This window comes from Micromonospora sp. RTBAU3-60, from assembly GCF_054963695.1.
Genome location: NZ_JBUEGB010000033.1, coordinates 24,818 through 46,170 on the forward strand (window position 1 = coordinate 24,818; position 21,353 = coordinate 46,170).

Here is a 21,353-nt window from a genome sequence, read left to right on the forward strand (position 1 = left end):
TTCACTCCTCTGCGAGTAGTCGTGCGGTGGGGAGGCGGTGCAGCAGCGCTGCCGGGACGAGCGCGGCGAGGCAGGTGACCAGCATCCCGGCCAGCGCCACGGCGGCCGTCACCAGCGCCAGCGACGACGGCAGCTCGCCGACCAGCCAGGCCGCCCAGCCCAGGCCCAGGCCCGCGCCGGCGAGCGCGCCGAGCGCGCCGAGGAACAATCCCTCGTAGCCGACCAGGCGGCGCAGCGCGGCGTCGGTCCAGCCGGTGGCGCGCAGCGTGGCCAGTTCGGCGGCGCGGTCGCGGATGTTCAGGTAGAGCACGTCGGCGACCGCGGCCGCCCCGAGCAGCACCGTCGCGACCGCCGCCATGGCGTCCGCGCCACGCACGCTCAGCGACACGGTGTCGCCGAGCAGGCTGCCGACGATGGCGCCGCGAAAGGCGTACGCGGCGGCGGCGACCACGGTCAGCGCGGCCACCCCGATGGCCAGCGCGCCCGCGCCGAGCAGGGTGCGCCCGGGCGTGCGCACCAGGTTCACCAGGGCCAGGCCGGGCAGCGAGCGGGGTCGGCGTACCCAGCGGGCGGTGGCCACCGGCGGGCGCAGCGCGGCGGCCGGGTGGGCGCGTGCGGCCCGCAGCGCCGGCGCCAGGCCCGCGACCAGCGCCAGCAGCAGGGCCACCGGTACGGCGAGCAGCGCTCGCCGCCAGTCGACGGCGATGTCCAGCGCGGCCCCGAGCGGGAACGCCAGGCCGATCGAGAGCAGCCCGGCGGCCAGCCCCAGCGCGGTGACCTCACCGAGGATCAGCGCCCCGATCCGGCGCGCCGGCCAGCCGAGGCAGGCGAGCACCGCCAGCTCGGGCCGGCGGTCCCGGACGGCGGCGGAGACCGCGTTGCCGAGGAACAGCACGCAGACCACCAGCACCAGCACGAAGAGCGCGGCGCTCTTGCGGTCCACCGCCTTGACGATCGCGGAGGCCACCCCGAGCGCGGACCAGTTCTCGGTCAGCCGCAGCTCCGGCCGGCCAAACGCGCCCGCGGGCAGCTCCACCGTCTGCGGGGCGGGCGACGAACCGAGGGTGATGTCCACATCGAGGCCGGTGGCCTGGGCGATCCGCTCGGCGATCAGGCGGACCCGCTCGGCCGAGCGCTCGCTGTAGCCGTGCACGTCGGCGACCCGGACCCGGATCGCGCTGATCGGCGCCGTCAGCTGCGGGCTGCTGCTGCCCTTGAGCAGCTCCGGCACGCTGGCCAGGTTGGTGAGCAGCAGCGGCGGTGCCGAGAGGTAGCCGGCCGGGTTGCCACTCGGCTCCAGCGGCTGCCCGCCCAGCGCGGCGCGGCTGCGCGCGTCGGCGCCCTCGGCCACCGGCGGCTCGTACGTCTCCAGCGGCACCGTGCCCAGATCGCTGAACCCGGCCAGCTTCTCCGGATCGAACGCCCCCACCGCCCGCCAGAACCGGAACGGCGTCACGCTCCCTCCGTTCGGTAACGGGAGAGCGCGCAGGGAACGGATCGGGGTGTCGTCGGACAGCCAGGGCCGGGGGAGCGGACTGAAGTCCATCTCGTCGCCGTACACCTTCGGATCGATCGGCGGCAGCGCGCGGGCCCGCAGCGTGCCGTCGGGCAGACGTTCGTATTCCACCGCGCCGGCCTGCAGCACCGACTGGACCTGGCCGAAGCAGCACGCCGTCTCCGAGATCCCCTCGGCCTGCTGGGTCCGGAACCCGTCGGCCAGCTCGGACCGGCCCGATCCCACCCGCACCCCGGTGGCCCGGCCCAGGGTCTGTTCCAGATCCTCGGCGGGGATCCCGGCGGCCCGTAACCCGGGAACGCGGGTCATGGTGGTGCGCAGCGCCCCGTCGAGGAACGGCCGGCTGGTGGTCAGCACCGGGAGGGTCCGGTTGAGCGCGGTGCCGCGGGTGACCTCGGTGATCGTGTCATCGGACCGGAGCGCCCGGCCCTGCACCACCGCCTCGCCCAGCCCGACCAGGCGTTCCTCAGCCGCGGGGTCGATCGCCGCCAGCAGGAACGGCACGATCACCTGATGGGTGAGCACCAGCCGGTCGGCGGTCGCGGCGAACCCGTCGCCGTCGGAGAGCACGCCGCTGCGGGCCTCGAACCTTCCGTCGGGCAGCAGCCGGACCGTGTCCACCTGCCACCTGTCCCGCTCGTTGAGGAACGGGTTGTAGTTGGTCAGGTTCCCGAATTCCGGGTCGCAGACCGGCGCCGTCCGGCCGTCCGGCAGTACCTCCCGGGGGACGAGTCCACAGATACTTGCCCACGGGTAGGAGCGGCCATCGGAGTATTCGAGCGGCTGGTCGGGGGTGGGGATGACGTCCAGCCGGGGGTAGATCACCGGCCGTTTCGTGACGTACACGAAACGGGGCTTGCCGGTGGCCGTGGAGAGCCCGCGTTCGGCGAAATAGGTGGGATCCACCCGGATCACCTGCCGCTCCAGCGACCGGTCCACCGCGTCGGTGGCGTCGAACCGGACGGGCACCGGTGTGGTCGAGTAGCCGAGCATGGCGATGGGCGCGGCCACGTCCACCCCGTCCACGGCCTTCACCTGCTCGTACTGTGCCGGGGTGATGCCGCCGAAGAGGCCGGAGAGGTAGTTGGGGCGGACCAGCCCGCGTTCGGCCTCCAGGGGTGTGCGGGTCCCCTTCGGACGGACCAGGATGTCGTACGCGGCCCGGGTGCTCCGCTCCACCGTGCCGGTGACGTTCAGTCGGGAGGTGGTGGTGGCGCCGGTCAGGACGACGAAGCCGGTGGTGGCCACCAGCACGCCGACCAGCAGCGCCACCGACCGTCCCGCACGGCCGCGCAGCTGTCTCCAGACGAAGTTGAGCATGTCGCGCCTCCCCGTGTGCTGCTCCACACTCTGCGCGATACATTGTGACAATGCAAGACCCGACGGGCCGGACACGTCCGGACCGGATTGGAGGCAACGGTGGCGATCCAGCACGCCGTCCTGGCCCTGCTCGCCCGAGGCCCCAGCTACGGCTACGAGCTGAAGGGGGCCTTCGAGGCGGCGGTCGGCCCACAGTGGGGGCCGCTCAACATCGGCCACCTCTACCAGATCCTCGACCGGCTCTCCCGCGACGGTCTGGTGGTCGCCGAGCGGCAGCCCCAGCCGGTCAAACCCGACCGGGTCGTCTACGAGATCACCCCGGCCGGCCGCACCGAGCTGGACCGGTGGCTCACCGAGCCCAGCCCCCGCAGCGGCGGGTTCCGCGACGACTTCTTCCTCAAGGTCACCGCCGCGGGCCGCTCGGGTGACGCGGGGGTCGTCCGGACCGTGCTCGGCAACCAGCGCGGCCACCTCATGCGGGAGCTGCGCAACCTGGACGGGCTGCGCCGCAAGACCGACGACCCGGTGGTCCGGCTGCTCCTCTCGGCCGCCACCCGGCACGTCGAGGCCGACCTCGCCTTCGTCGACGACGCCGAGTCGGCCCTGCTCGGCGACGGCGGGGCACTGCTCGCCGCGCTGGCCGCCGAACCCGTCCCGACGCCCGCGACCGGGACCGGGACGCGGGCGGACGGCGCCGGCGAGTCCCGCGCCGCCGGCTGAGCTCGACCGTCAGCGGATCGCCACGGACCACCGTTGCGTGCCGTCCGCCCACAATGGGGTCGAGAGGTGGACATCTGCCGGCACCTACCTGGCCTTCGACGAGCTGGAGTCCACCCGGTAGGAACGGCCGACCGTCAGGCGAGGCGTTCGATGGTGGCGGGGATCAGGCCGTGGCCGCGCGCCACCCCGATGAGCTGGCGCAGCACCCAGGGCAGCCCGTCGCCGCCGGCCGGCTCGGCGGTCACGTCGAGACACCAGGCGATGCCGCCGCCGACACGGCGCAGGTCCCAGCGGACGTTCGTGTCGTTGACCCGAAGCCGCCCGGTGCCGACCACGCCGGGTCGCGCCCCGTCCGGGTCGTCCAGCCGGAGCAGCGCGCCCAGGCGGGCCAGCCGGCGGTCGTCCAGCTCGCCGGCGAAGAGGATCCGGTGCACGTCCGGGCCGGCGCTCAGTCGCAGCGGCGCGCCGGTGGCCAGCGGAACGTCGTCGCGGAACCGGTCGCGCAGCTCCTCCTCGTCGGGCAGGTTGCCGCCGCCGAGCCGGCGGTAGGTCGCCTCGGCGGTGGCCCGGTCGACCGCCGCCAGCCGGGCGCGCAGCCGCGGATCGGTGCGGACCGCCCGGGCGTACGCGGCCGAACTCCACCAGCCGCCGTCGGCCGGCGTCCAGCCGGCGCTGCACAGCCGTGCCGCGGAGAGGTCGTCGGCCAGGACGAACTCCTCGACCAACAGCCCCGTCGCCTCGACCTCGTCCGCCTCGGCCTGCAGCAGGTAGTAGTCGAGCGTGGCGCTGCCGGGGTGCCGGAGGGCGGTTTCGGTGGTCATTTCGGGACCGTATCCGCTGCGGCAGCCGATCGCGGGCAGGACACGACGGCACACCGGCAGCCCGTCCCCGCGACGCGTCGCCGCAGGGACGGGCTGCCGGTGGGTCAGGAGCTCTCGCCGGCGGTGCGGTAGCGCTCGACCTCGGACCACACCGACGACATGCCGGCCAGGCAGCGGTCGAACACCCGGGCGTGCTCCAGGTAGGCGGCCCGGTCGGGCCCCGGGTGCACGCACAGGTCGTCCTCGTCGTTGACCGTCCACGGCGGCACGTCGTGGCCGAGGGCGCCCGGCAGCAGCGAGGCGACGCCACGGGCGCCGAGTTCGCTGGTGAGCTGCCGCCGGACCGGACGGCCGAGCACGTCCGCGAAGATCTGCGCCCACACCGTGGAGCGCGCGCCGCCACCGGCCAGCCGCCACGGCCGGTCACCGACGTCCGCGCCGCTGGCCAGCACCCGGTCGAGCTGCACCCGGTGGTACTGCGCGACCCCCTCGATCACCGCGCGGGTCAGGTGCCCACGGCGGTGGTTGCTGGAGATCCCGAGGAAGGTGCCGGACGCCGACGGATGCTCGGGCGAGCCGTTGACGAACGGCAGGAACAGCAGGCCGTCCGCGCCCGGCGGCACCGCGGCCGCCTCCTGCAGCAGCTCCGCCGCGGCGACGCCGCCGGTCTGCTGGTGCGGGACCCCGGCGCAGGCGAGCCACTCGAGGTTCGCCGCCGACGTCGGGGCCACCTCCATGGCCAGCATCGTGGCCGGGTCGGGCATGAACGCGCTGAGCGTCACCTCCGGGGCGGGCGTGCCCGCGGGCACGACCACCCCGTTGATCGCCCAGGTGCCGACGATGATCGTCCCGTCGCCGAGTTCCCGGCCCCCCGCGCCGAGGGTGGCCGCCACGCAGTCCATGCACCCGGCGATCACCGGCAGGCCCTCGGGCAGTCCGGTGCGGGCGGCGGTCGCCGCGCTCAGGCCAGCGACCACCTCGTCGGAGCGGCGCAGCGGCGGGAACCGGTCGAGGTCGGTGGCGGGCAGGCCGACCAGTTCGAGCGCGGTCGGCGTGTAGGCGCGGGTGTCGAGCGCGACCATGCCGAACGCGCTGGCGTCGCTGTAGTCCGCGCTGGCCACCCCGGTGAGCTGCGCGGTGACCCAGTCTTTGCAGGACAGCACCCACCGGGTGGCCGCGTAGCTGGCCGGCTCGGCGTCCCGCAGCCAGCGCAGCAGGACGGCGGGCTGGGCGGCCCACAGGATCGAGCCGGTCTCCCGGGCCAGCCGGCGGGCCCCCTCCGGCGGGATCGCCTGGACGATGTGCTGCGCCCGGCTGTCCGACGAGGCGATGGCCGGCCCGATCGGACGCAGGGACCCGTCGACCGGGTAGATGCCGTTGCCGTGCGCGGCCACGCCGATGCCCGCCGGGGCGTACCCGTCGGCGGCCAGCTTGCCGCCGACCTCCGCGAGCAGCGCCAGCACCGTGTCCGCCAGCGCGGTCATGTCGACCTCGTGGCGGTGGGCGGTCACGCTGGTGCGCGGGGTGCGGGCGTGCACGACGGCCAGCTCGTTCCCGACGACGTCGAAGGCGGCCACCTTGGTGGCGGTGAGACCGACGTCGACCCCGAGGTAGCAGGTGTGCGGAATCGTCACGACGTCCTCCTGTCGCTCGTTCCGGTCGCCGGGGCGAGGTCCAATCCGCGGGGGCGGAAGCGCCGCAGCTCCGCCCGGTAGGCGGCCACCTCCGCGTCGGCCCGCTCGCGGTCCCAGCCGAGGTGCCGTACGGCGACGTCCGCGCAGGTCAGGGCCGCCGACACCGCCATGTCGGGGCCGAGGCCGACCAGCGTACGGCGTAGCAACACGTCGGCCAAGGTCACCGCCCGTTCCTCGCGGAAGGCCATGACCACCTCGGCGGCGACCGCCCCGGTCCGCTCGTCCACGACCTCGGCCAGGGCCGGGTCGGCGACGGCGAGTTCGAGCACCCGGCGGGCCCGGACTCCGTAGATGTCCAGCAGCCGGGCCGACTGGGCCGGGGTGAACGGGGTGGCCGACCGCGGGAAGTCCGCGCGGAAGGCGTACCAGTCGGGGGTGTCGGCGCCGGGCAGCGGCTGGCTCCGGGTGGTGCACCGCTGCCGCGGCCGGCCGAGCAGCTTCAATGCCTCGTCGGTGGCGTCCTCGGCGAGGGCGCGGTGGGTGGTCAGCTTGCCGCCGATGATCGTCAGCAGTCCCTGGTACGCGGGCGCGTGGTTGAGCACGGTGTGCCCGCGGCTGATCTTGGCGTTGTCCGACACGCCGGCCGTGTAGGGCAGCGGCCGGATCCCGGCGACGCTGTAGAGCACGTCGTCCGGGGTGAGGCCGGCCTGGGGGAACAGCCGGTTGGCCTCGGTGAGCAGGTAGTCGATCTCGGCGTCGCTGGCGACCACCTCGTCCAGGTCCCCGTCGTACGTGAGGTCGGTGCTGCCGAGGACGTACCGGCCCTCCCAGGGGAAGATGAAGATGGGTCGCTGGTCCGCGGCGGCCTCGAAGAAGATGCAGGTGTCCGGGGCGCCCGGGAACGGGTCGATGATGATGTGGCTGCCCTTGGTGCCGCCGTTGAGGCGCCGGCTCTCGACCTGGCCGTCGAGGATCCGGTCGATCCACGGCCCTGCCGCGTTGATGGTGAGCCGGCCCCGGATCTCCCCTGCGCGCCCGGACCGGTCGTCCCGGGTACGCACCCCGTGCACCCGCCGGTCCTCGACGATCAGCCCGGTCACCGTGGTGTAGGTCAGCACCCGCGCGCCCAGCCGCTCGGCGTCCAGCAGCAGCTCGACGCAGAGGCGCTCGGCCCACGGCACCTGGGCGTCGTTGAACAGCACGCCGCCGCGCAGACCGGTGCGGGACAGGTGGGGCCAGCGCCGGCTGATCGCCCGGGCGGACAGGCCCCGGCTGCGCCCGCGCCCCCGGCCCGCGGCCAGCACGTCGAACGCGGCCAGGCCGAGGCGGATCAGCGGTCCCGGCCGGCTGTCCCCGGCGTAGAACGGGATGAGCATGGGGTAGTCGTGCACCAGGTGCGGCGCGGTGCGGAACAGCAGGTGACGTTCGCGGATGGACTCGTGCACCAGGGTGAAGTCGTAGCGTTCGAGGTACTTGAGGCCGCCGTGGATGAGCCGGCTGGAGGTGGCCGTGGTGCCGGCGCCGATGTCCCCGCGGTCGACCACGACGACGCTCAGGCCCCGGCTGGCGGCGTCTCGGGCGATGGCGAGGCCGTTGACGCCGGCGCCGATGATCACGAGATCGACGATGTCACCGGCGTCGGTCTGGGGGTGTGACATGAGGAGCTCCCGGAGATGCGGGGTGCGGGCCCCGGGGACCCGCACCCCTGGCGATGATCAGGACGCGGAACCGGCCGACCGCTCCCGGAACAGCTCGTAGGCGTCCTCGGGCTTGGCGTCGTCGTGCACCACGGCGCGGATCGCGGCCAGCATGGCGGCCGGGTGCTCGCTCTGGAAGATGTTGCGGCCCATGTCGACGCCCGCGGCGCCCTCCTGCATCGACCGGTACGCCATGGTCAGCGCGTCGAGCTCGGGCAGCTTCTTGCCGCCGGCCACGATGATCGGCACCGGGCAGCTGGCGGTCACCGACTCGAAGCCCTCGTTGACGTAGTACGTCTTGACGATGTGGGCGCCCATCTCCGCGCTGATCCGGGTGGCGAGCCGGAAGTAGCGGGCGTCGCGGACCATGTCCTTGCCCACGGCGGTGACGCCCAGCACCGCGATCCCGTGCCGCTGCCCGGCGTCCACCAGCGCGGCCAGGTTCGCCACCGACCGGGACTCGTGCTCGCCGCCGATGAACACCTGGATCGCCAGCGCCGCCGCGTTGAGCCGCACCGCGTCCTCGATGTCCAGGGCGATGTGCTCGTCCGAGAGGTCCTTCAGCACGCTCGGGCCGCCGCTGGCCCGCAGCACGATGCCGGCGCTGCTGTGCGACGGGATGCTGGTACGCAGCGCGCCGCGGGTCATCATGATCGCGTCGGCGTCCGGCACGAGCGGGGCGATGTTGGTGTCGATCCGCTCCAGGCCGGCCATCGGCCCGAGGAAGTAGCCGTGGTCGAAGGCCAGCATCACGGTACGGCCGTTGTCGGGTCGGAAGATCCGGGACAGCCGGTTCTGCAGGCCCCAATCCTGGGCGTGGGCTCCCTTGACGTGGAAGCCGGTGGCCGTGGGGGCGGTCCCGCCGAAGTCGCGGGCGTCGAGCAGACCGTCGGTGTCAGCCATTGCTGTTCTCTCCTGTGCTAGTTCCAGCGGTGGTCGCGGCCGCGGGTCGCAGCCGTCGACGGGATCGGGTGGTCGCGCCGGGGTTGCGGAGCGTTCCGCCCCCGGCGAGGAAGAGGACGAAGAGCACCAGGCCGCCCTTGAGCAGGTTCTGCGCGGCCGTGCTCCAGCCCACGAGGTTGACGAGACCGTCGAGCAGGATGAAGAAGAGCGCGCTGCCCCAGATGCCGACCGGCACCGCCCGGCCGCCCGAGATGAGCGTGCCGCCGATGACCACGACGGCCACCGAGTCGAGCAGGTAGCGCGTGCCCAGGTCGGGCGAGGGCGCGATGTAGGCGGCGAGCAGCGCGCCGGCCAGCCCGGCGAGCGCGCCGCTGGCCAGGTAGGTGATGGCGATGACCCGGGCGACCGGGATGCCGGCGCGTTCCGCGGCCGGCCGGCTCTGGCCGACCGCGAGCAGCGAGCGCCCGTAGGTGGTGCGCCGGAGCAGGGCCACGACCAGCGCGGTCAGCGCGGCCACCGCGACGGCCAGCACGGGTACGCCGGCCGGGCGCAGGTTGAGCAGCCGGCGCAGCCCGTCGTCGGGCACCGCGGTGAAGCCGTCGGCCAGCGACAGGGTCAGCGACGAGGCGATCAGCCCGGCGGCCAGGGTGGCGATGATCGGCGGGACGGACAGTCCGAGGATCGCCACCACGCTGACCACCGCGACCGCCAGCCCGGTCCCGATGCCGGCCAGGATGCCGACCGGCACCGATCCGGTCGTCGCGGTCACCTGGACCGCGACGAACCCGGCGAGCGAGATGATCGGCGCCACCGACACGTCGATGTTGCCCGGCCCGGCGGTGATCACCAGCATCTGGCCGAGGCCGACGATGACCAGGTACGGGGCCAGGGACAGGGCGAGCGAGACGGTCTGCCCGCCGCCCTGGTTGGAGATGGCCAGGATCAGGACCCAGACCAGCGCGGCGGCGGCGAAGCCCCAGATCCAGGGGCGGGCGAGCGTACGGAGGGTCATCGGAGCACCTTTCCGACCACGACGCGGCCGGCGAGCACGGCCAGCACGATCACGCCCTGCACGGCCGACTGCATGTTCGACGGCACGTCGAGCAGGCTGAGGACGACACTGACCAGGCCGAGGGTGATGCCGCCGATGGCGACGCCCCACGGCACGGCGGTGCCGCCGGCGAAGGAGCCGCCGCCGAGGATCACCGCGGCGACCGTGATCAGCGTGTAGCTGCTGGCGGACGAGACGTCCCCACCGCCGGTCTGCGAGGCGAGCACCAGCCCGGCGAGCACGCCGAGCCCCCCGGCCACGGCGTACGCGACGACCCGCGCGGCCAGCGGCCGCAGGCCGGCCCGTTGCAGCGCGACCGGGTTGCTGCCCAGCGCGCGGACCCGCACCCCGACGGAGCTGCGGGCGGACAGCAGCCAGACCAGCGCGGCGACGGCGAGGATCGGCAGCAGCGGGGCGGGGAACCCGGCCGGCTGCCAGGAGCCGAAGCTGGCCAACCACTCCGGGGTGCTCCCACCCGGGGTGGGCAGGATGAACAGCCCCAGCCCCAGCCAGACGAACGAGGCGCCGAGGGTGGCGATCAGCGACGGCACCCGGCGCAGGTGGATCAACGCGCCGAGCACCGCGTACGCGGCGACGAGGCCGAGCAGCAGCAGCGCGCCGGTGCCGGGGGAGGAGACCAGCTTCGTGGCGGTGATGACGGTGACCAGGCCGACGAAGTTGCCGATGCCGAGGTCGATGTCGCCGACCGCCATCAGCACCATCTGGGCCTGGGCCGCGATGACCAGGGGAACGGTGGTCGAGAGGACCAGCGCGAGACCGGGGACGGTCAGCACCTCGGACTGCAGCGACGAGCAGACGGCGATCATGGCCACCATGGCGACCGCGCTGACCATGGCCGGTCCGGTACGGCGCCACCCGGCCCGCGAGGGCAGTGCGGCCGCGACGAGGTTCGTCATCGCTGTGCTCCTGTGGACTCGGATTCGGCGAAGGAGACGGCGATGATCCGTTCCTCGGAGATCTCCGCGCCGGTCAGCTCGGCGACGACCCGGCCGGCGCGCAGCACGTACACCCGGTCGCAGTGCGCCATCTCGGCGTTCTCGCTCGAGTACCAGACCACGCTGCGGCCACCGGCCGCCTCCTGCCGGATGAGCGTGTAGAGATCGGTCTTGGTGTGCACGTCGACCCCGCGGAACGGGTCGTCGAGCAGGACCAGGTCAGCCGTGGAGGCGAACGCCCGGGCCACGATGACCTTCTGCTGGTTGCCGCCGCTGAGCTCGGTCATGCCGGCGTCGGCGCCGCCGCGGATGGCCAGCCGGTCCACCCAGTCGCGGACGGCGGCGTCCTCCGCGCCGGAGCGGCGTACGCCGTACCGGGCCAGGCCGCGCATCCCGGTGACGATGAGGTTCTCCGCCACGGACCACAGCGGCAGGACGCCGGAGCGCTGCCGGTCACCGGGCACGTACGCGCGGGTGCCGGCGACCGTGGTGTCCCGCCGCACGGGGCGCCACAGCCGTTCCAGCACCTGCTGCTGGCCCTGGCCGGCGAGCCCGGCCAGGCCGACGACCTCGCCCCGGCCCACCGTGATCGCCACGTCGTGCAGGCCGTGGCCGGTGGCGCCGCGCAGGGTGGCGACGACCGGCCGCTCGCCGGCGGCCCGGGCGGGCGCGGGTGTGGCGGTGGGTTCCACCACCTCGGCGCCCATCAGGGCGAGCACGTCCTGCTCGCCGAGGCCGGCCGCCGGGCGCTCGGCGACGACCGCGCCGTCGCGCATCACCGCGACCCGGTCGGCCACCGAGAGCACCTCCCGGATCCGGTGCGAGATGAGCAGGACAGCCGTGCCCTGGGCGGTGAGCCGGCGGACGTACGCGTAGAGCGACCGCGCGGCGTCCGGGCCGAGCGACTCGGTCGGCTCGTCCAGGATCAGCAGGTCGAGCCGGTCGACCAGGCTCGCCCGGACGATCTCCACCATCTGCCGCTGGGCGAGCGAGAGGTCCTCGACCCGGTCCCGCGGCGCCACCCCGTGGCCGGGGAACATCTCGTCGAGCCGGCGGGCGACGGCCCTGCTGGCCGCCCGCCGCCAGCCCAGGCGGGGCAGGCAGTGGCGGGAGGAGACCCAGATGTTCTCGGCGACGGTGAGGTCCGGGCAGAGCGACGTCTCCTGGTAGGCCATCCGCACGGCGCGGAACGGGCCGGCGCCCGGCGCCACGTCCCGCGGCGCCGCCTGCCCGCCCACGGTGACTGTGCCCTCGTCGCAGGCTTCGAGGCCGGCGAGGACGCGCATCAGCGTGCTCTTGCCGGCGCCGTTGTGGCCGACGAGGCCGAGCACCTCACCGGCGCGGACGTCGAGGTCCACGCCGGTGAGGGCCCGGGTGCGCCCGTACGTCCTGGTCACCCGCCGTGCGGTGACGACCGGGGGCGCCGGGGGCGGCGTCCGGTCGCCCTGCGGCGGGGCCGCGTGCGACCCCACCGGCAGGTTGTCGACGTGCATGATGCGCTCCTTGGTCGCGGTCGGGTCAGCCGGCGGCCGTCGGGATCGGCGGCTGCACCGGGGCCGCGCCGCTCTTCACGGCCTCGACCTGCTGACGGAACAGCTCCTGGGTCCACGGCCAGGCGGCGTACTCGTCGGGCTTCAGCACGCCGGCCCACGCGGCGACGTCCTTCTGCTCCACCAGCACGATCGGGAAGGTCATCTCCTTCGGGACGTCCTTGCCGTCGAGCAGGTCGATCGCCTCCCAGAGCGCGGCGACCGACTGGCCCGGGTCGGACATGACCGCGACCGAGCCGTTGTCGAGCTTGCTGTCCTGCCAGTACTTCAGCGCGCGGCCGTTGGTCTCGAAGGTGACCGCCGGGACCGGCTTGCCGGCGGTGGTGAAGGCCTGGGCGACGCCGTAACCGTCACCGCAGCCGATGACCCCGTCGACCTTCGGCACGCTCGACAGCACCCCGAGCACGGCCTTCTGCGCCTTGGCGCCGTCGCACATCCCGTTGACGGTCGCGGCGACCTTGACGTCCGGGTTCTTGGCCAGGATGTCCTGCGTGGTTTGGTACATCTCCGCCTCGGGCTGGGAGCCGACCACGCCCCGGCTGACGATGACCGTGCCCTTGCCGCCGATGCCCTTGACCAGCGGCTCGGCCGCAGCCGTCGCCCAGTCCTTGAAGCTGTTGAGCAGCACGTGGGCGCAGGGGGCGTCGATCGCCGAGTCGAAGACGACGACCTTGATGCCGGCGTCGCAGGCCTGCTGGATGACGGGCTTGAGCGCGGTCGGCGACGCCGGGTCGATCAGCAGCGCGTCCGGCTTCTGCAGCAGCAGGCTCTTGATCTGCGCGACCTGCTCGGTGGCGGAGTTCTCGCCGGGGGCGTTGACGACCTTGAACTTGCTGATCAGCCCGTCGTTCTGGGCCTTGGTGGCGGCGGCCTCGAACTTGGCGATCATCGTCTGCCGCCAGCCGTTGCCGATGAATCCGTTGCTCAGCGCGATGAACGGCTTGTCGCCGCTCTTGGCGTTGCCGCCGCTCGCGCCGGAGCCGCAGCCGGTCGCGGTGACCGCGACGGCCGCGACGAGCGCGGCCGCGACGGCGGTGCGCCGTCGCCGGGACGGGGGATGGGTACGCATGGTGGGGGCCTCCAGAGAGAGCGAAAACCCGCCGGGGCGGGAGTGGACGTGCTCAGTCAGCCGACCGCGGCGGGGGGCTGCGGTGAGGTGCAGTCATTACAGACCTGTAGTGACAGGTGCGCTAGAGCTTGATGACAAACGTGTTCCAAGTCACAGTGATGGTGGTTACGTGCCCGTATCGATCTGGCGCTCGGCCTGGCGACTCGCCCCGATGCCTGTCATGACAGGAACGGATGGCCGTGGCATGCTGTATCCGGTCGATGGGGAAGGAAGTCCATGACGATGACCTACCGGCGGCTCACCCGGGACGGGAGCGAGCCGCTCTGGATGCAGCTGATGCGGGAGCTGCGCGGCCAGATCGAGGCCGGCGAGATCGCGCCGGACCAGCCGTTGCCGTCCGAGGCCGAACTGACCGACCTCTACGGCGTCTCCCGCACGGTCGTCCGGGAGGCGCTGCGCGAACTCGTCCAGCAACGGATGATCTACAAGGTCAAGGGGCGGGGCGCCTTCGTCGCCCCCCGCAAGACCGAGCTGCGGTTCGTCGGCTCCGTGTCCGGCTCCGCCGACGACCTGCGGGAGTCGGGCCGCCGGGTCACCACCCACACCATCAGCCAGAGCCTCGGCGCGGCCGACCAGCGCGAGGCCGACCTCCTGCAGATCCCGGCGGGCGAGCCGGTCGTGCGGATGCGCCGACTCCGGCGCGTCGACGGCCAGCCCTGGCTGCTCGTCGACACCGCGCTGCCGGCCCGGCTGGTGCCCGGGCTGGACCGCACCGTGCTGGAGAACCAGTCGCTGTACGACGTGCTGCGCCGCCGGTACGGGTTGGAGCCCGTCGGGGCCGACCGCTGGATCGAAGCCGTCTTCCCCGAGCCCGAGGACGCCTCGCTGCTCGAAGTCACCACCTCGACGCCCCTGCTCGGCATCGAGTCCGTGGCCTGGCTGCGGGACGGCACCCGGTTCGAGGCCTACTACGCGCTGCACCGCAGCGACCAGACCCGCTTCTTCGTGGGCATCCGCTGAGCCGCCGGCGCCGTTGACGGGGGCTTGCCTGGCGGGCGGTGCCGGCGGATGCTGGACGCGCATCGATCCTCGACGATGGAAAGAGGTCCCGGATGCGTCGTCTGCCGCTCGTCGCGCTCCTCCTGACCGCTCTGCTCATCGGCACCCCGGCCGCCGCCCAGGCCCGGCCCGACCCGGACCACGCGTCCGCGGTGCTTGCCGGGGTGCGTACCGCCGGCACCGCCTGGCTGGTCGACCCGGCCAGCGGCCGGCTGACCCTCACCGTCGACGAGACCGTCGGCGCCGCCGAGCTGGCGGCGCTGCGGGACACGGCGGCCCGCGCCGGTGCGCTGCTGCGCCGGGAGCTCGGGCGGTTGCGCCCTCTGATCGCCGGCGGCCAGGCCATCTACGGCGGCGGCGGTCGCTGCTCGCTCGGTGCCAACGTGCGCAGCGGCAGCACCTACTACTTCGTCACCGCCGGACACTGCACCAACCTCGCCGGCACCTGGTACGCCGACAGCGCGCAGACCACCGTGCTCGGCGCCCGGACCGGCAGCAGCTTCCCCGGCAACGACTACGGCGTGGTGCGCTACACCGGCACGGTCACCCACCCCAGCGCCGTCTACACCCATCCGGGCCTGCTCACCATCAACGGCGCCGGCAACGCGTACGTCGGTCAGGCGGTCTGCCGCAGCGGCGCCACCACCGGCGTGCGGTGCGGCAGCGTCACCGGGCTGAACGCGACCGTCAACTACGCCGAGGGCACGGTGTACGGGCTGATCCGGACCAACATCTGCGCGGAGCCCGGCGACAGCGGCGGCCCGCTTTACGACCCCTCGACCGGCACGGTCCTCGGCATCCTTTCCGGTGGCAGCGGGAACTGCACCAGCGGTGGCACCAGCTACTACCAGCCGATCGGTGAGATCCTCGCCGCGTACGGGCTGACCATCCCCTGAGCCTCCGCCGGGTCGCCGATGTGGTGGTGTCGGCGGCGGGCCGACACCGCCACATCGGCGAACCGGCACCATGGTCAGCGGGCCACCGCGACGGCGGTGACGACCAGGCCGCGGGCGACCAGATACCGGCCGCGCAACTCGGTCAGCGGTCGCCCCCCGTCGGTACGCGTCCCGTCGACCAGCAGCCGCGCGGTGAAGGTTCCGGTGGCAGGTTCGACGGACAGTTCGGCGTCCTCGAAGCCGAGCCAGCGCCCGGTCAACGGGTACCACGCCTTGTAGACCGACTCCTTGGCGCTGAACAGCAACCGGTCCCAGTGCACGCCCGGGTCGGCGTCACCGAGGCGGCGCAGCAGTTCCGGCTCACCCGCGACGGTCACCACCTCGGCCACGCCGTCCGGCAGGGGAGCGTGCGGTTCCGCGTCGATGCCGAGGCTGGCCAGCTCGGTGTCCCGGCCGACCGCCGCGGCCCGGTAGCCGGCGCAGTGGGTGATGCTGCCGACCACGCCCGCCGGCCACACCGGTTCCCGCCGCGGGCCGGAGCGGATCGGGGCCGGGGCGTGCCCGAGGCGGGCGAGGGCCTCGCGGGCGCACCGGCGAGCGGTGACGAACTCCCGGCGGCGGGTCTCCACCGCCCTCGCGACAAGGTCCTCCTCGCCCGGGTACGGGGCCTCGTCGGCGAGGTCGGAGAACGCCTCGACGGGTACGGCCACCGGCGGCAGCAGCGCCTCGATCACGCCGCACCGCCCAGGATCCGCCGCATCGGCCGCGGCTCACCGGCGCGCCGGGACCACTCGCGCGGGTAGCCCAGCGACACCTCCTCGAAGCGCACCCCGTCGTAGTGGGTGGTGCGCGGGATGTGCAGGTGCCCGTAGACCGCCACGGCGGCGCGGTGGCGAACGTGCCAGTCGGCGGTCCGCTCGGTGCCGCACCACTGCGCGAACTCCGGATACCACAGGACCTCGGTGGGTTCGCGGACCAGCGGCCAGTGGCTGACCAGCACCGTCGGCAGCGCCGGGTCGACCGCGGCCAGGCGCCGATCGGTCTCGGCGAGCCGGTCCCAGCACCAGGACTCGCGGTCCGGGTACGGGTCGGGGTGCAGCAGCATCTCGTCGGTGCAGACCACCCCGGCGTCGTACGCCCGCCGCAGCGACTCCTCCTTCGACGTCGTGCCAGGCGCCCGGAACGAATAGTCGTAGAGCAGGAACAGCGGCGCGACGGTGACCGGCCCGCCCTCGCCGCGCCACACCGGATAGTCGTCCTCGGGGGTCAGCACGCCGAGGTCGCGGCACATCCGGACCAGCGCGTCATAGCGGTCCCGGCCGCGCAGTTGCACCGGGTCGGACGGGTGCGTCCAGAGCTCGTGGTTGCCCGGCGCCCAGATCACCCGGGCGAACCGGTCGCGCAGCTGGCGCAACGTCCGCTCCACGTGCCCGAACAGCTCGGCGACGTCGCCGGCCACGATCAGCCAGTCGTCCGCCGACTCCGGTCGCAGGCCGTCCACGATCCGGCGGTTCTCGGCGTACGACACATGGAGGTCACTGACCGCGAACAGCGCACCCGTCACCCGATCGATCTTGCCACCGTCGATCGTGACTGGACAGACCACGCGGGGGCGTAGGGGCGACGGAAACCCGACCGGCGGCTACGCGTCGGCGCAGGGGAGGAACGAGTACGACCGGCCCGCGTCGGTCGGCCCGTCGTACGTCGACATCGCCAGGCCACGTCCGTTCCGCTCCACCCGCAACTCGTCGCGGAACGGGATCCGCTCCGGGGACTCGGGGTCGCGGTCGTCCGGCCGGCCGTCGCGTACCCCGAAGTCGAGCCGCGCCCACGGCCAGTCGCGGCGGGTGGTGAGCGACCAGGTGCCCTGCGCGGACGACGGAGGGCGCCCGTCGAACCAGTTCCGCCAGATGTACTCGTCGGTCCAGGTCTCCCGAAGGTCGGCCAGGAGGTGGGCGAGGTAGTCCTCGGACACCCCGGACAGCCGCGCGGAACCGTCGGCGCTCAGGTCGAGCCGCTCGCCCGGGGAGCCGCACCACGCGCCGACCAGGTCGGCGACCGTGGCCGACGGGGGAGCGGGCTCCGGGTCGCACGCCGCCGCGCTGATGACGAGCGTCAGCAGGGCTGCGCCAGCGACCCCCGTGATCTGCATACCGATCATCCTAGAGGCGCTTGAAGGGCGGCCGGCGCGCCGGCCAGAATGGGCCGCATCGGTGTCGCGACCCCGGCGGCGAGCAGGGCCGTACGGGCTGAAACGTCGACTCTTCACGGAAGGGACGACGGCATGCACCCGATGCTGCGTCGACTCGACGACCTCGCCGCCCACCTGGCCACCCGGCCGGACACCGTGGCGCTGCTCGGCCTCGGCTCGGCCGGCGCCGAGCACGACCGGCTGGACGCCCACTCCGACCTGGACTTCTTCCTCGTCGTCGCGGACGACGCCGCGGTGCCCCGCTACGTCGAGTCGGTCGACTGGCTGGCCGCGCCCTGCCCGGTGGCGTACAGCTTCGCCAACGAGCGCAACGGCCGCAAGGCGCTGTACGCGGACGGCATCTTCGTCGAGTACGCGGTCTTCACCGTGGACGAGTTGCGGCGCCTGCCGTTCACCGGCGCCCGGGTGGTGTGGCAGCGACCCGACGCACCTGCCGGGCTGGCCGAGTGTGGACCACCGGCGCGCCCCGCCACGCCGTACGACACCGTCGAGTTCCACCTCAACGAGGCGCTCACCAACCTCTACGTCGGACTGCACCGCGAGCTGCGCGGGGAACGGCTCACCGCGGCGCGGTTCAACCAGTCGTACGCGGTGGACCGGGTGCTCGCCCTGCTGCGGCTCACCGTTCCCGAGCCGGCGCATCGGCGGGACCCGTTCGACCCGAGCCGCCGGGTGGAGCGGGCGTACCCGCCGGAGGTGCTGCCGCTGGCCGAGATGGTGCCCGGCTAGCGGGGCAACCGGGACACGGCCCGGGTGACGCTGGGCTGGCTGGCGGCGCGGTTCCCGGTCGACCCGGTGATCGCCACCGCCATCCGGGCGCTGCTGGCCGCCGAGCAGGAAGGTTGACGGTCTTCCGGGCGCGGCTCAGGCGAGCAGGTCGGCGAAGTGGTCGGTGGCGCGGAGCAGTTCCCGGGCGATCGCCGGCTCCGCCGCGGAATGGCCGGCGTCGGGCACGATCCGCAGTTCGGCCTCGGGCCAGCGCCGTGCCAGGTCGTACGCCGACACCGGCGGGCAGCAGAGGTCGTAGCGACCGTTGATGATGACGGCGGGGAGGTGGCGGATCCGGTCCACCCCGTCGAGCAGTTGCGTCTCGCTGGTGAAGAAGCCGCCGTGCAGCGCGTAGTGGGAGAGGATCCGCGCGATCGGCAGCGCGTGCTCGTCGGCGGTGAAGTGCGCGAGCAGGCCGGGGTCGGGGCGCAGCGAGGAGTTCACCGCCTCCCACCGCCCCCACGCCGCCGCGCACGCCCGGGCCTCGGCGTTGTCGGGCCCGTGCAACCGCCGGTGGTACGCGGCCAGCAGGTCGTCCCGCTCCGCCGCCGGGATCGGGGCGATGAACCGGTCCCACTCGTCCGGCTGGAGGTGGCGCAGCCCGCCCTGGTAGAACCAGTCCCGCTCGCTGCGGCGCAGCAGCAGGACGCCGCGCAGGATCAGGCCGGTGACCCGGTCCGGGTGGGTCTGCGCGTACGCGAGGCCGAGGGTGACGCCCCACGAGCCGCCGAACACCAGCCAGGAGTCGATGCCGAGCCGCTCGCGGATCACCTCCAGGTCGGCGACCAGGTGCCAGGTGGTGTTGGCGCGCAGCTCGCCCAGCGGGGTGCTCCGGCCCGCGCCCCGCTGGTCGAACAGCACGGCCCGGTAGCGGTCCGGGTCGAAGAACTGCCGGGCCGCCGGGACGAGGCCGCCGCCGGGCCCGCCGTGCAGGAACACCACGGGTACGCCGTCCGGCCGGCCCACCTCCTCTACGTACAGCTCGTGGCCGTCGCCGACGGTGATCCGGTGGGTGGCGTACGGCTCGATCGGGGGGTAGAGGCGGGGCTCCGGGGTGCTCATGCCGACCCATCCTGCCCGCCTGCGGCGGGCCGGTGGGGGCGGGCGGCGGTCAGCAGGCGTAGTTGCTGCCGAGGTTGTCCAGGAGGGCATCCGCCACCCAGCCGGACACGCCGGTCGTGCTGTCCTTCAGGTAGGTCCAGGTGTAGGTGGTGTGCCCGTTCGCGGTGACCTTGTCGCCGTTGGTGAAGCACCAGAAGTCGACGTTGTGGGTGTACTGCCCGTACCCCAGCGAGGCGCAGCTGGTGTGCGGGCCGGAGCGGATGTTGACGTTGCTGGCGTTGAAGAGCTGGCCGCCCGCGACGTCCACGTTGGCGCGGTAGTGGCTGCAGGACGCGCTGGCCGGCGCGGCCGCGCTGACGACGGCGACACCGGTGCAGGCGGCGGTCAGCGTGACGGTCGCCGCAAGAGAGGTAACCTTCCGCACGTTGATCAACCCTTCGAAGTCGGAGGGGTACGCAAAGTGATCAGAATATTTGCATGCTTCAAGATGCGGATCAAGGGGTCTCCGGCCGCAGTTTCCGCGGCCGGCTCCTGACCGGCGCCACGGCGGGACGCCGGTCAGGAGTGGCCGGTGCTCAGGCGTTGGCCGGGATCCCGGCGTCCGGGTCCGTCGCCGGGTGCTCGGCGGTCCGCTCCGCGGACTCCGCTTCGGGGGCGGTGCGTTGCGCCGGCGTCCGCACGGCGAACGCGTCGAACGGCTGCCCGTCCAACGACGCCCGCTCGGCGAACGCCTCCGCGGCGGGCCGTTCCGGACCCTCGGTACGCGCCGGCGCCGGCGCCGGCCGGTCGGCCGCGTCGGGGCCGGCGCCGGCGCTGACGGGGCGGGGGGAGACCTGCGGATACTCGGCCGTTGCCGTGCCCCCCGCGGCCGCCGCCATGACCGCCGCGGCGGCCAGATCGGCCACCCGCTTCGCCTCGCGCTGCACTCGCGCGCGGGTCTCCTTCGCGTGCTGCTCGGCGAGGTCCGCCGCCCGCCGGGCCTCGTCGAGCCGCTTGGTCTCGGCGGCCAGGTCCCGGCGCACCTCGACCAGGCGCTCCTCCAGCGCGGCGCCCTCCTGCTCGACCGTGGCGATCTCCTGGCGGCTCCGCTCCAGCTGCTGGCCGACGGTCCCCAGCTCGGCCTGGAGCTGCGCGAGGGCCTCCTGCCGCTGCTGGATCTCCTGCTGCACCGTGGAGAGCTGCTCCTGGTATGCCGCCGTCTCCTCGTCGGCCCGCTCGCGGACCTCGGTGGCGTACTGCTGGGCCTCGGCGACCAGTGCGGCGATGTCCCGTTCCGCGGCGCTGGCCCGGTCGGCCAGCTCCTGCTCGGCGGCGGCCCGCCGCTCGTCCAGCTCGCGGGCCATGGTGGTCTGCCACTGGGCCAGCTCCTGCTGGGCCTTGCTCCGGTTGGCCTGGACCTCCTGCTGGATCTGGGTACGGGCCGCCTTCACCAGCGCCTCGGACGCGGAGCGGGCCTGGTCGACCTGCTGTGCGCTCTGCTCGGCGATCCGTTTCGCCTCCTGCTGCGCCCGGTCGTGAGCGGCCTGGCCCTCGACGCGCAGTTTCTCGGCCGTCTCCCGGATCGCGGTGAGCTCCGCCTGTGCGGCGGCGCGCCGCTCCTCGTGCGCCTTCTCCTGCTCGGCGCGGCGCGCCGACAGCTCGTCCTCCAGCTCCCGCAGCTGGCGGACGGCCTCCTCCTGCGCCAGGGCCAGCGCCTTCTCCGCCTGGGCCTGCAGGTCGGTGGCGTGCTTGGTCGCGGTCTCGGTGATCTGCGCGGCCTGCCGCTCGGCCAGGTCAAGGATCTGCTCGACCATCGGACCGAGGTCCCGGAAGGACGCGCGGTCCACCTCGGCCGGTCGCTGCCGCAGTTCCGCCGCCTCGGCCTGGGTCCGCTGCACCTGCGTGGTCAGCTCCCGCACCTGCGCGTACGCCCGGTCCCGAGCGGCCGTCAATGCGGACAGTTCGGCGTCCATCTGCTCGACGTACCGGTCCACCTGGCGTTTGTCGTAGCCGCGCAGCGCCGGGTCGAACCTCGGCCGTGCGGACACGTCGTCGTGGGATGCGAACGGATCCTCGCCGTTGGACATTGCGCCATCCTCCGTCAGGTTCGCCGGCATTGGGCCGGCGGACGACCGCCCCG

19 protein-coding genes are annotated in these 21,353 nt (G+C 73.7%); 4 read left to right on the forward strand and 15 right to left on the reverse strand.

Annotated features, from left to right (window positions below):
- Position 1 precedes the first annotated feature (1 nt).
- Positions 2-2,836 carry an FtsX-like permease family protein gene (locus ACY34I_RS26195; RefSeq protein ID WP_462757675.1) on the reverse strand — a complete coding sequence of 945 codons (2,835 nt, stop codon included), beginning with the start codon at positions 2,834-2,836 and terminating at the stop codon, positions 2-4.
- A 99-nt stretch (positions 2,837-2,935) separates the two neighbouring features.
- Here ACY34I_RS26195 and ACY34I_RS26200 point away from each other — a divergent pair, with 99 nt between their 5' ends.
- On the forward strand, positions 2,936-3,556 hold the full coding sequence (locus ACY34I_RS26200) for a PadR family transcriptional regulator (protein ID WP_462757676.1): 621 nt from the start codon (positions 2,936-2,938) through the stop codon (positions 3,554-3,556).
- Positions 3,557-3,690: 134 nt separating this feature from the next.
- Here the strand turns inward: ACY34I_RS26200 and ACY34I_RS26205 are convergent, their stop codons facing one another.
- The 8 genes from ACY34I_RS26205 to ACY34I_RS26240 all read right to left on the reverse strand — a co-directional run bounded on the left by ACY34I_RS26205 (position 3,691) and on the right by ACY34I_RS26240 (position 13,237).
- Positions 3,691-4,377: a hypothetical protein gene (locus ACY34I_RS26205; protein ID WP_462757677.1), complete on the reverse strand. Its 687-nt coding sequence runs from the start codon at positions 4,375-4,377 to the stop codon at positions 3,691-3,693.
- Between the two features lie 104 nt (positions 4,378-4,481).
- Positions 4,482-6,011: an FGGY-family carbohydrate kinase gene (locus ACY34I_RS26210; RefSeq protein WP_462757678.1), complete on the reverse strand. Its 1,530-nt coding sequence runs from the start codon at positions 6,009-6,011 to the stop codon at positions 4,482-4,484.
- Positions 6,008-7,669, reverse strand: a complete 1,662-nt coding sequence (locus ACY34I_RS26215) for a glycerol-3-phosphate dehydrogenase/oxidase (RefSeq protein ID WP_462757679.1) — start codon at positions 7,667-7,669, stop codon at positions 6,008-6,010. Before ACY34I_RS26215 ends, ACY34I_RS26210 begins: the two co-directional genes overlap by 4 nt.
- Positions 7,670-7,726: 57 nt before the next feature.
- Complete coding sequence (gene lsrF, locus ACY34I_RS26220; RefSeq protein ID WP_148794275.1) at positions 7,727-8,611, reverse strand: 3-hydroxy-5-phosphonooxypentane-2,4-dione thiolase; 885 nt, start codon at positions 8,609-8,611, stop codon at positions 7,727-7,729.
- The gene (locus ACY34I_RS26225; protein WP_462757680.1) at positions 8,604-9,623 is read right to left on the reverse strand and encodes an ABC transporter permease; all 1,020 of its coding nucleotides are present in this window, start codon (positions 9,621-9,623) and stop codon (positions 8,604-8,606) included. The genes lsrF and ACY34I_RS26225 overlap by 8 nt, the downstream gene beginning before the upstream one ends.
- Complete coding sequence (locus ACY34I_RS26230) at positions 9,620-10,579, reverse strand: ABC transporter permease (protein WP_462757681.1); 960 nt, start codon at positions 10,577-10,579, stop codon at positions 9,620-9,622. The genes ACY34I_RS26225 and ACY34I_RS26230 overlap by 4 nt, the downstream gene beginning before the upstream one ends.
- The gene (locus ACY34I_RS26235) at positions 10,576-12,111 is read right to left on the reverse strand and encodes a sugar ABC transporter ATP-binding protein (protein ID WP_462757682.1); all 1,536 of its coding nucleotides are present in this window, start codon (positions 12,109-12,111) and stop codon (positions 10,576-10,578) included. The genes ACY34I_RS26230 and ACY34I_RS26235 overlap by 4 nt, the downstream gene beginning before the upstream one ends.
- Positions 12,112-12,136: 25 nt before the next feature.
- Positions 12,137-13,237: an ABC transporter substrate-binding protein gene (locus ACY34I_RS26240; RefSeq protein WP_264998424.1), complete on the reverse strand. Its 1,101-nt coding sequence runs from the start codon at positions 13,235-13,237 to the stop codon at positions 12,137-12,139.
- Positions 13,238-13,513: 276 nt separating this feature from the next.
- Here ACY34I_RS26240 and ACY34I_RS26245 point away from each other — a divergent pair, with 276 nt between their 5' ends.
- Both ACY34I_RS26245 and ACY34I_RS26250 read left to right on the forward strand, forming a co-directional pair.
- Positions 13,514-14,257 (forward strand): GntR family transcriptional regulator, encoded by a 744-nt coding sequence (locus ACY34I_RS26245; RefSeq protein WP_462757683.1) that lies wholly within the window; start codon positions 13,514-13,516, stop codon positions 14,255-14,257.
- A gap of 92 nt (positions 14,258-14,349) precedes the next feature.
- Complete coding sequence (locus tag ACY34I_RS26250) at positions 14,350-15,192, forward strand: S1 family peptidase (protein ID WP_462757684.1); 843 nt, start codon at positions 14,350-14,352, stop codon at positions 15,190-15,192.
- 74 nt (positions 15,193-15,266) lie between these two features.
- On the opposite strand, the gene ACY34I_RS26255 is transcribed toward ACY34I_RS26250, so the two are convergent.
- From ACY34I_RS26255 to ACY34I_RS26265, 3 genes are all read right to left on the reverse strand, one after another.
- Complete coding sequence (locus ACY34I_RS26255) at positions 15,267-15,926, reverse strand: 4'-phosphopantetheinyl transferase family protein (protein WP_462757685.1); 660 nt, start codon at positions 15,924-15,926, stop codon at positions 15,267-15,269.
- On the reverse strand, positions 15,923-16,756 hold the full coding sequence (locus tag ACY34I_RS26260; RefSeq protein WP_462757686.1) for a metallophosphoesterase family protein: 834 nt from the start codon (positions 16,754-16,756) through the stop codon (positions 15,923-15,925). Before ACY34I_RS26260 ends, ACY34I_RS26255 begins: the two co-directional genes overlap by 4 nt.
- Positions 16,757-16,834: 78 nt before the next feature.
- Positions 16,835-17,344 (reverse strand): hypothetical protein, encoded by a 510-nt coding sequence (locus ACY34I_RS26265; protein WP_462757687.1) that lies wholly within the window; start codon positions 17,342-17,344, stop codon positions 16,835-16,837.
- Between the two features lie 132 nt (positions 17,345-17,476).
- On the opposite strand from ACY34I_RS26265, the gene ACY34I_RS26270 reads away from it, so the two are divergent.
- Positions 17,477-18,133, forward strand: a complete 657-nt coding sequence (locus tag ACY34I_RS26270) for a hypothetical protein (protein WP_462757688.1) — start codon at positions 17,477-17,479, stop codon at positions 18,131-18,133.
- A gap of 135 nt (positions 18,134-18,268) precedes the next feature.
- On the opposite strand, the gene pip is transcribed toward ACY34I_RS26270, so the two are convergent.
- From pip to ACY34I_RS26285, 3 genes are all read right to left on the reverse strand, one after another.
- Entirely contained in the window at positions 18,269-19,234 is a 966-nt protein-coding gene (gene pip / locus ACY34I_RS26275) for a prolyl aminopeptidase (RefSeq protein ID WP_462757689.1), read from the reverse strand.
- A 49-nt stretch (positions 19,235-19,283) separates the two neighbouring features.
- Positions 19,284-19,658 carry an SH3 domain-containing protein gene (locus ACY34I_RS26280; protein WP_462757690.1) on the reverse strand — a complete coding sequence of 125 codons (375 nt, stop codon included), beginning with the start codon at positions 19,656-19,658 and terminating at the stop codon, positions 19,284-19,286.
- A gap of 151 nt (positions 19,659-19,809) precedes the next feature.
- Positions 19,810-21,300 carry a hypothetical protein gene (locus tag ACY34I_RS26285; protein ID WP_462757691.1) on the reverse strand — a complete coding sequence of 497 codons (1,491 nt, stop codon included), beginning with the start codon at positions 21,298-21,300 and terminating at the stop codon, positions 19,810-19,812.
- Positions 21,301-21,353 lie beyond the last annotated feature (53 nt).

Bases quoted from the DNA above. Each gene is read 5' to 3' on its own strand.
- ACY34I_RS26245 (WP_462757683.1), top strand. From the start codon at position 13,514: ATGACGATGACCTACCGGCGGCTCACCCGGGACGGGAGCGAGCCGCTC.
- ACY34I_RS26230 (WP_462757681.1), bottom strand. From the start codon at position 10,579: ATGACGAACCTCGTCGCGGCCGCACTGCCCTCGCGGGCCGGGTGGCGC.
- ACY34I_RS26215 (WP_462757679.1), bottom strand. From the start codon at position 7,669: ATGTCACACCCCCAGACCGACGCCGGTGACATCGTCGATCTCGTGATC.
- ACY34I_RS26205 (WP_462757677.1), bottom strand. From the start codon at position 4,377: ATGACCACCGAAACCGCCCTCCGGCACCCCGGCAGCGCCACGCTCGAC.
- ACY34I_RS26285 (WP_462757691.1), bottom strand. From the start codon at position 21,300: ATGTCCAACGGCGAGGATCCGTTCGCATCCCACGACGACGTGTCCGCA.
- ACY34I_RS26240 (WP_264998424.1), bottom strand. From the start codon at position 13,237: ATGCGTACCCATCCCCCGTCCCGGCGACGGCGCACCGCCGTCGCGGCC.
- ACY34I_RS26270 (WP_462757688.1), top strand. From the start codon at position 17,477: ATGCACCCGATGCTGCGTCGACTCGACGACCTCGCCGCCCACCTGGCC.
- ACY34I_RS26225 (WP_462757680.1), bottom strand. From the start codon at position 9,623: ATGACCCTCCGTACGCTCGCCCGCCCCTGGATCTGGGGCTTCGCCGCC.
- ACY34I_RS26195 (WP_462757675.1), bottom strand. From the start codon at position 2,836: ATGCTCAACTTCGTCTGGAGACAGCTGCGCGGCCGTGCGGGACGGTCG.
- ACY34I_RS26235 (WP_462757682.1), bottom strand. From the start codon at position 12,111: ATGCACGTCGACAACCTGCCGGTGGGGTCGCACGCGGCCCCGCCGCAG.
- pip (WP_462757689.1), bottom strand. From the start codon at position 19,234: ATGAGCACCCCGGAGCCCCGCCTCTACCCCCCGATCGAGCCGTACGCC.
- ACY34I_RS26250 (WP_462757684.1), top strand. From the start codon at position 14,350: ATGCGTCGTCTGCCGCTCGTCGCGCTCCTCCTGACCGCTCTGCTCATC.
- ACY34I_RS26265 (WP_462757687.1), bottom strand. From the start codon at position 17,344: ATGCAGATCACGGGGGTCGCTGGCGCAGCCCTGCTGACGCTCGTCATC.
- lsrF (WP_148794275.1), bottom strand. From the start codon at position 8,611: ATGGCTGACACCGACGGTCTGCTCGACGCCCGCGACTTCGGCGGGACC.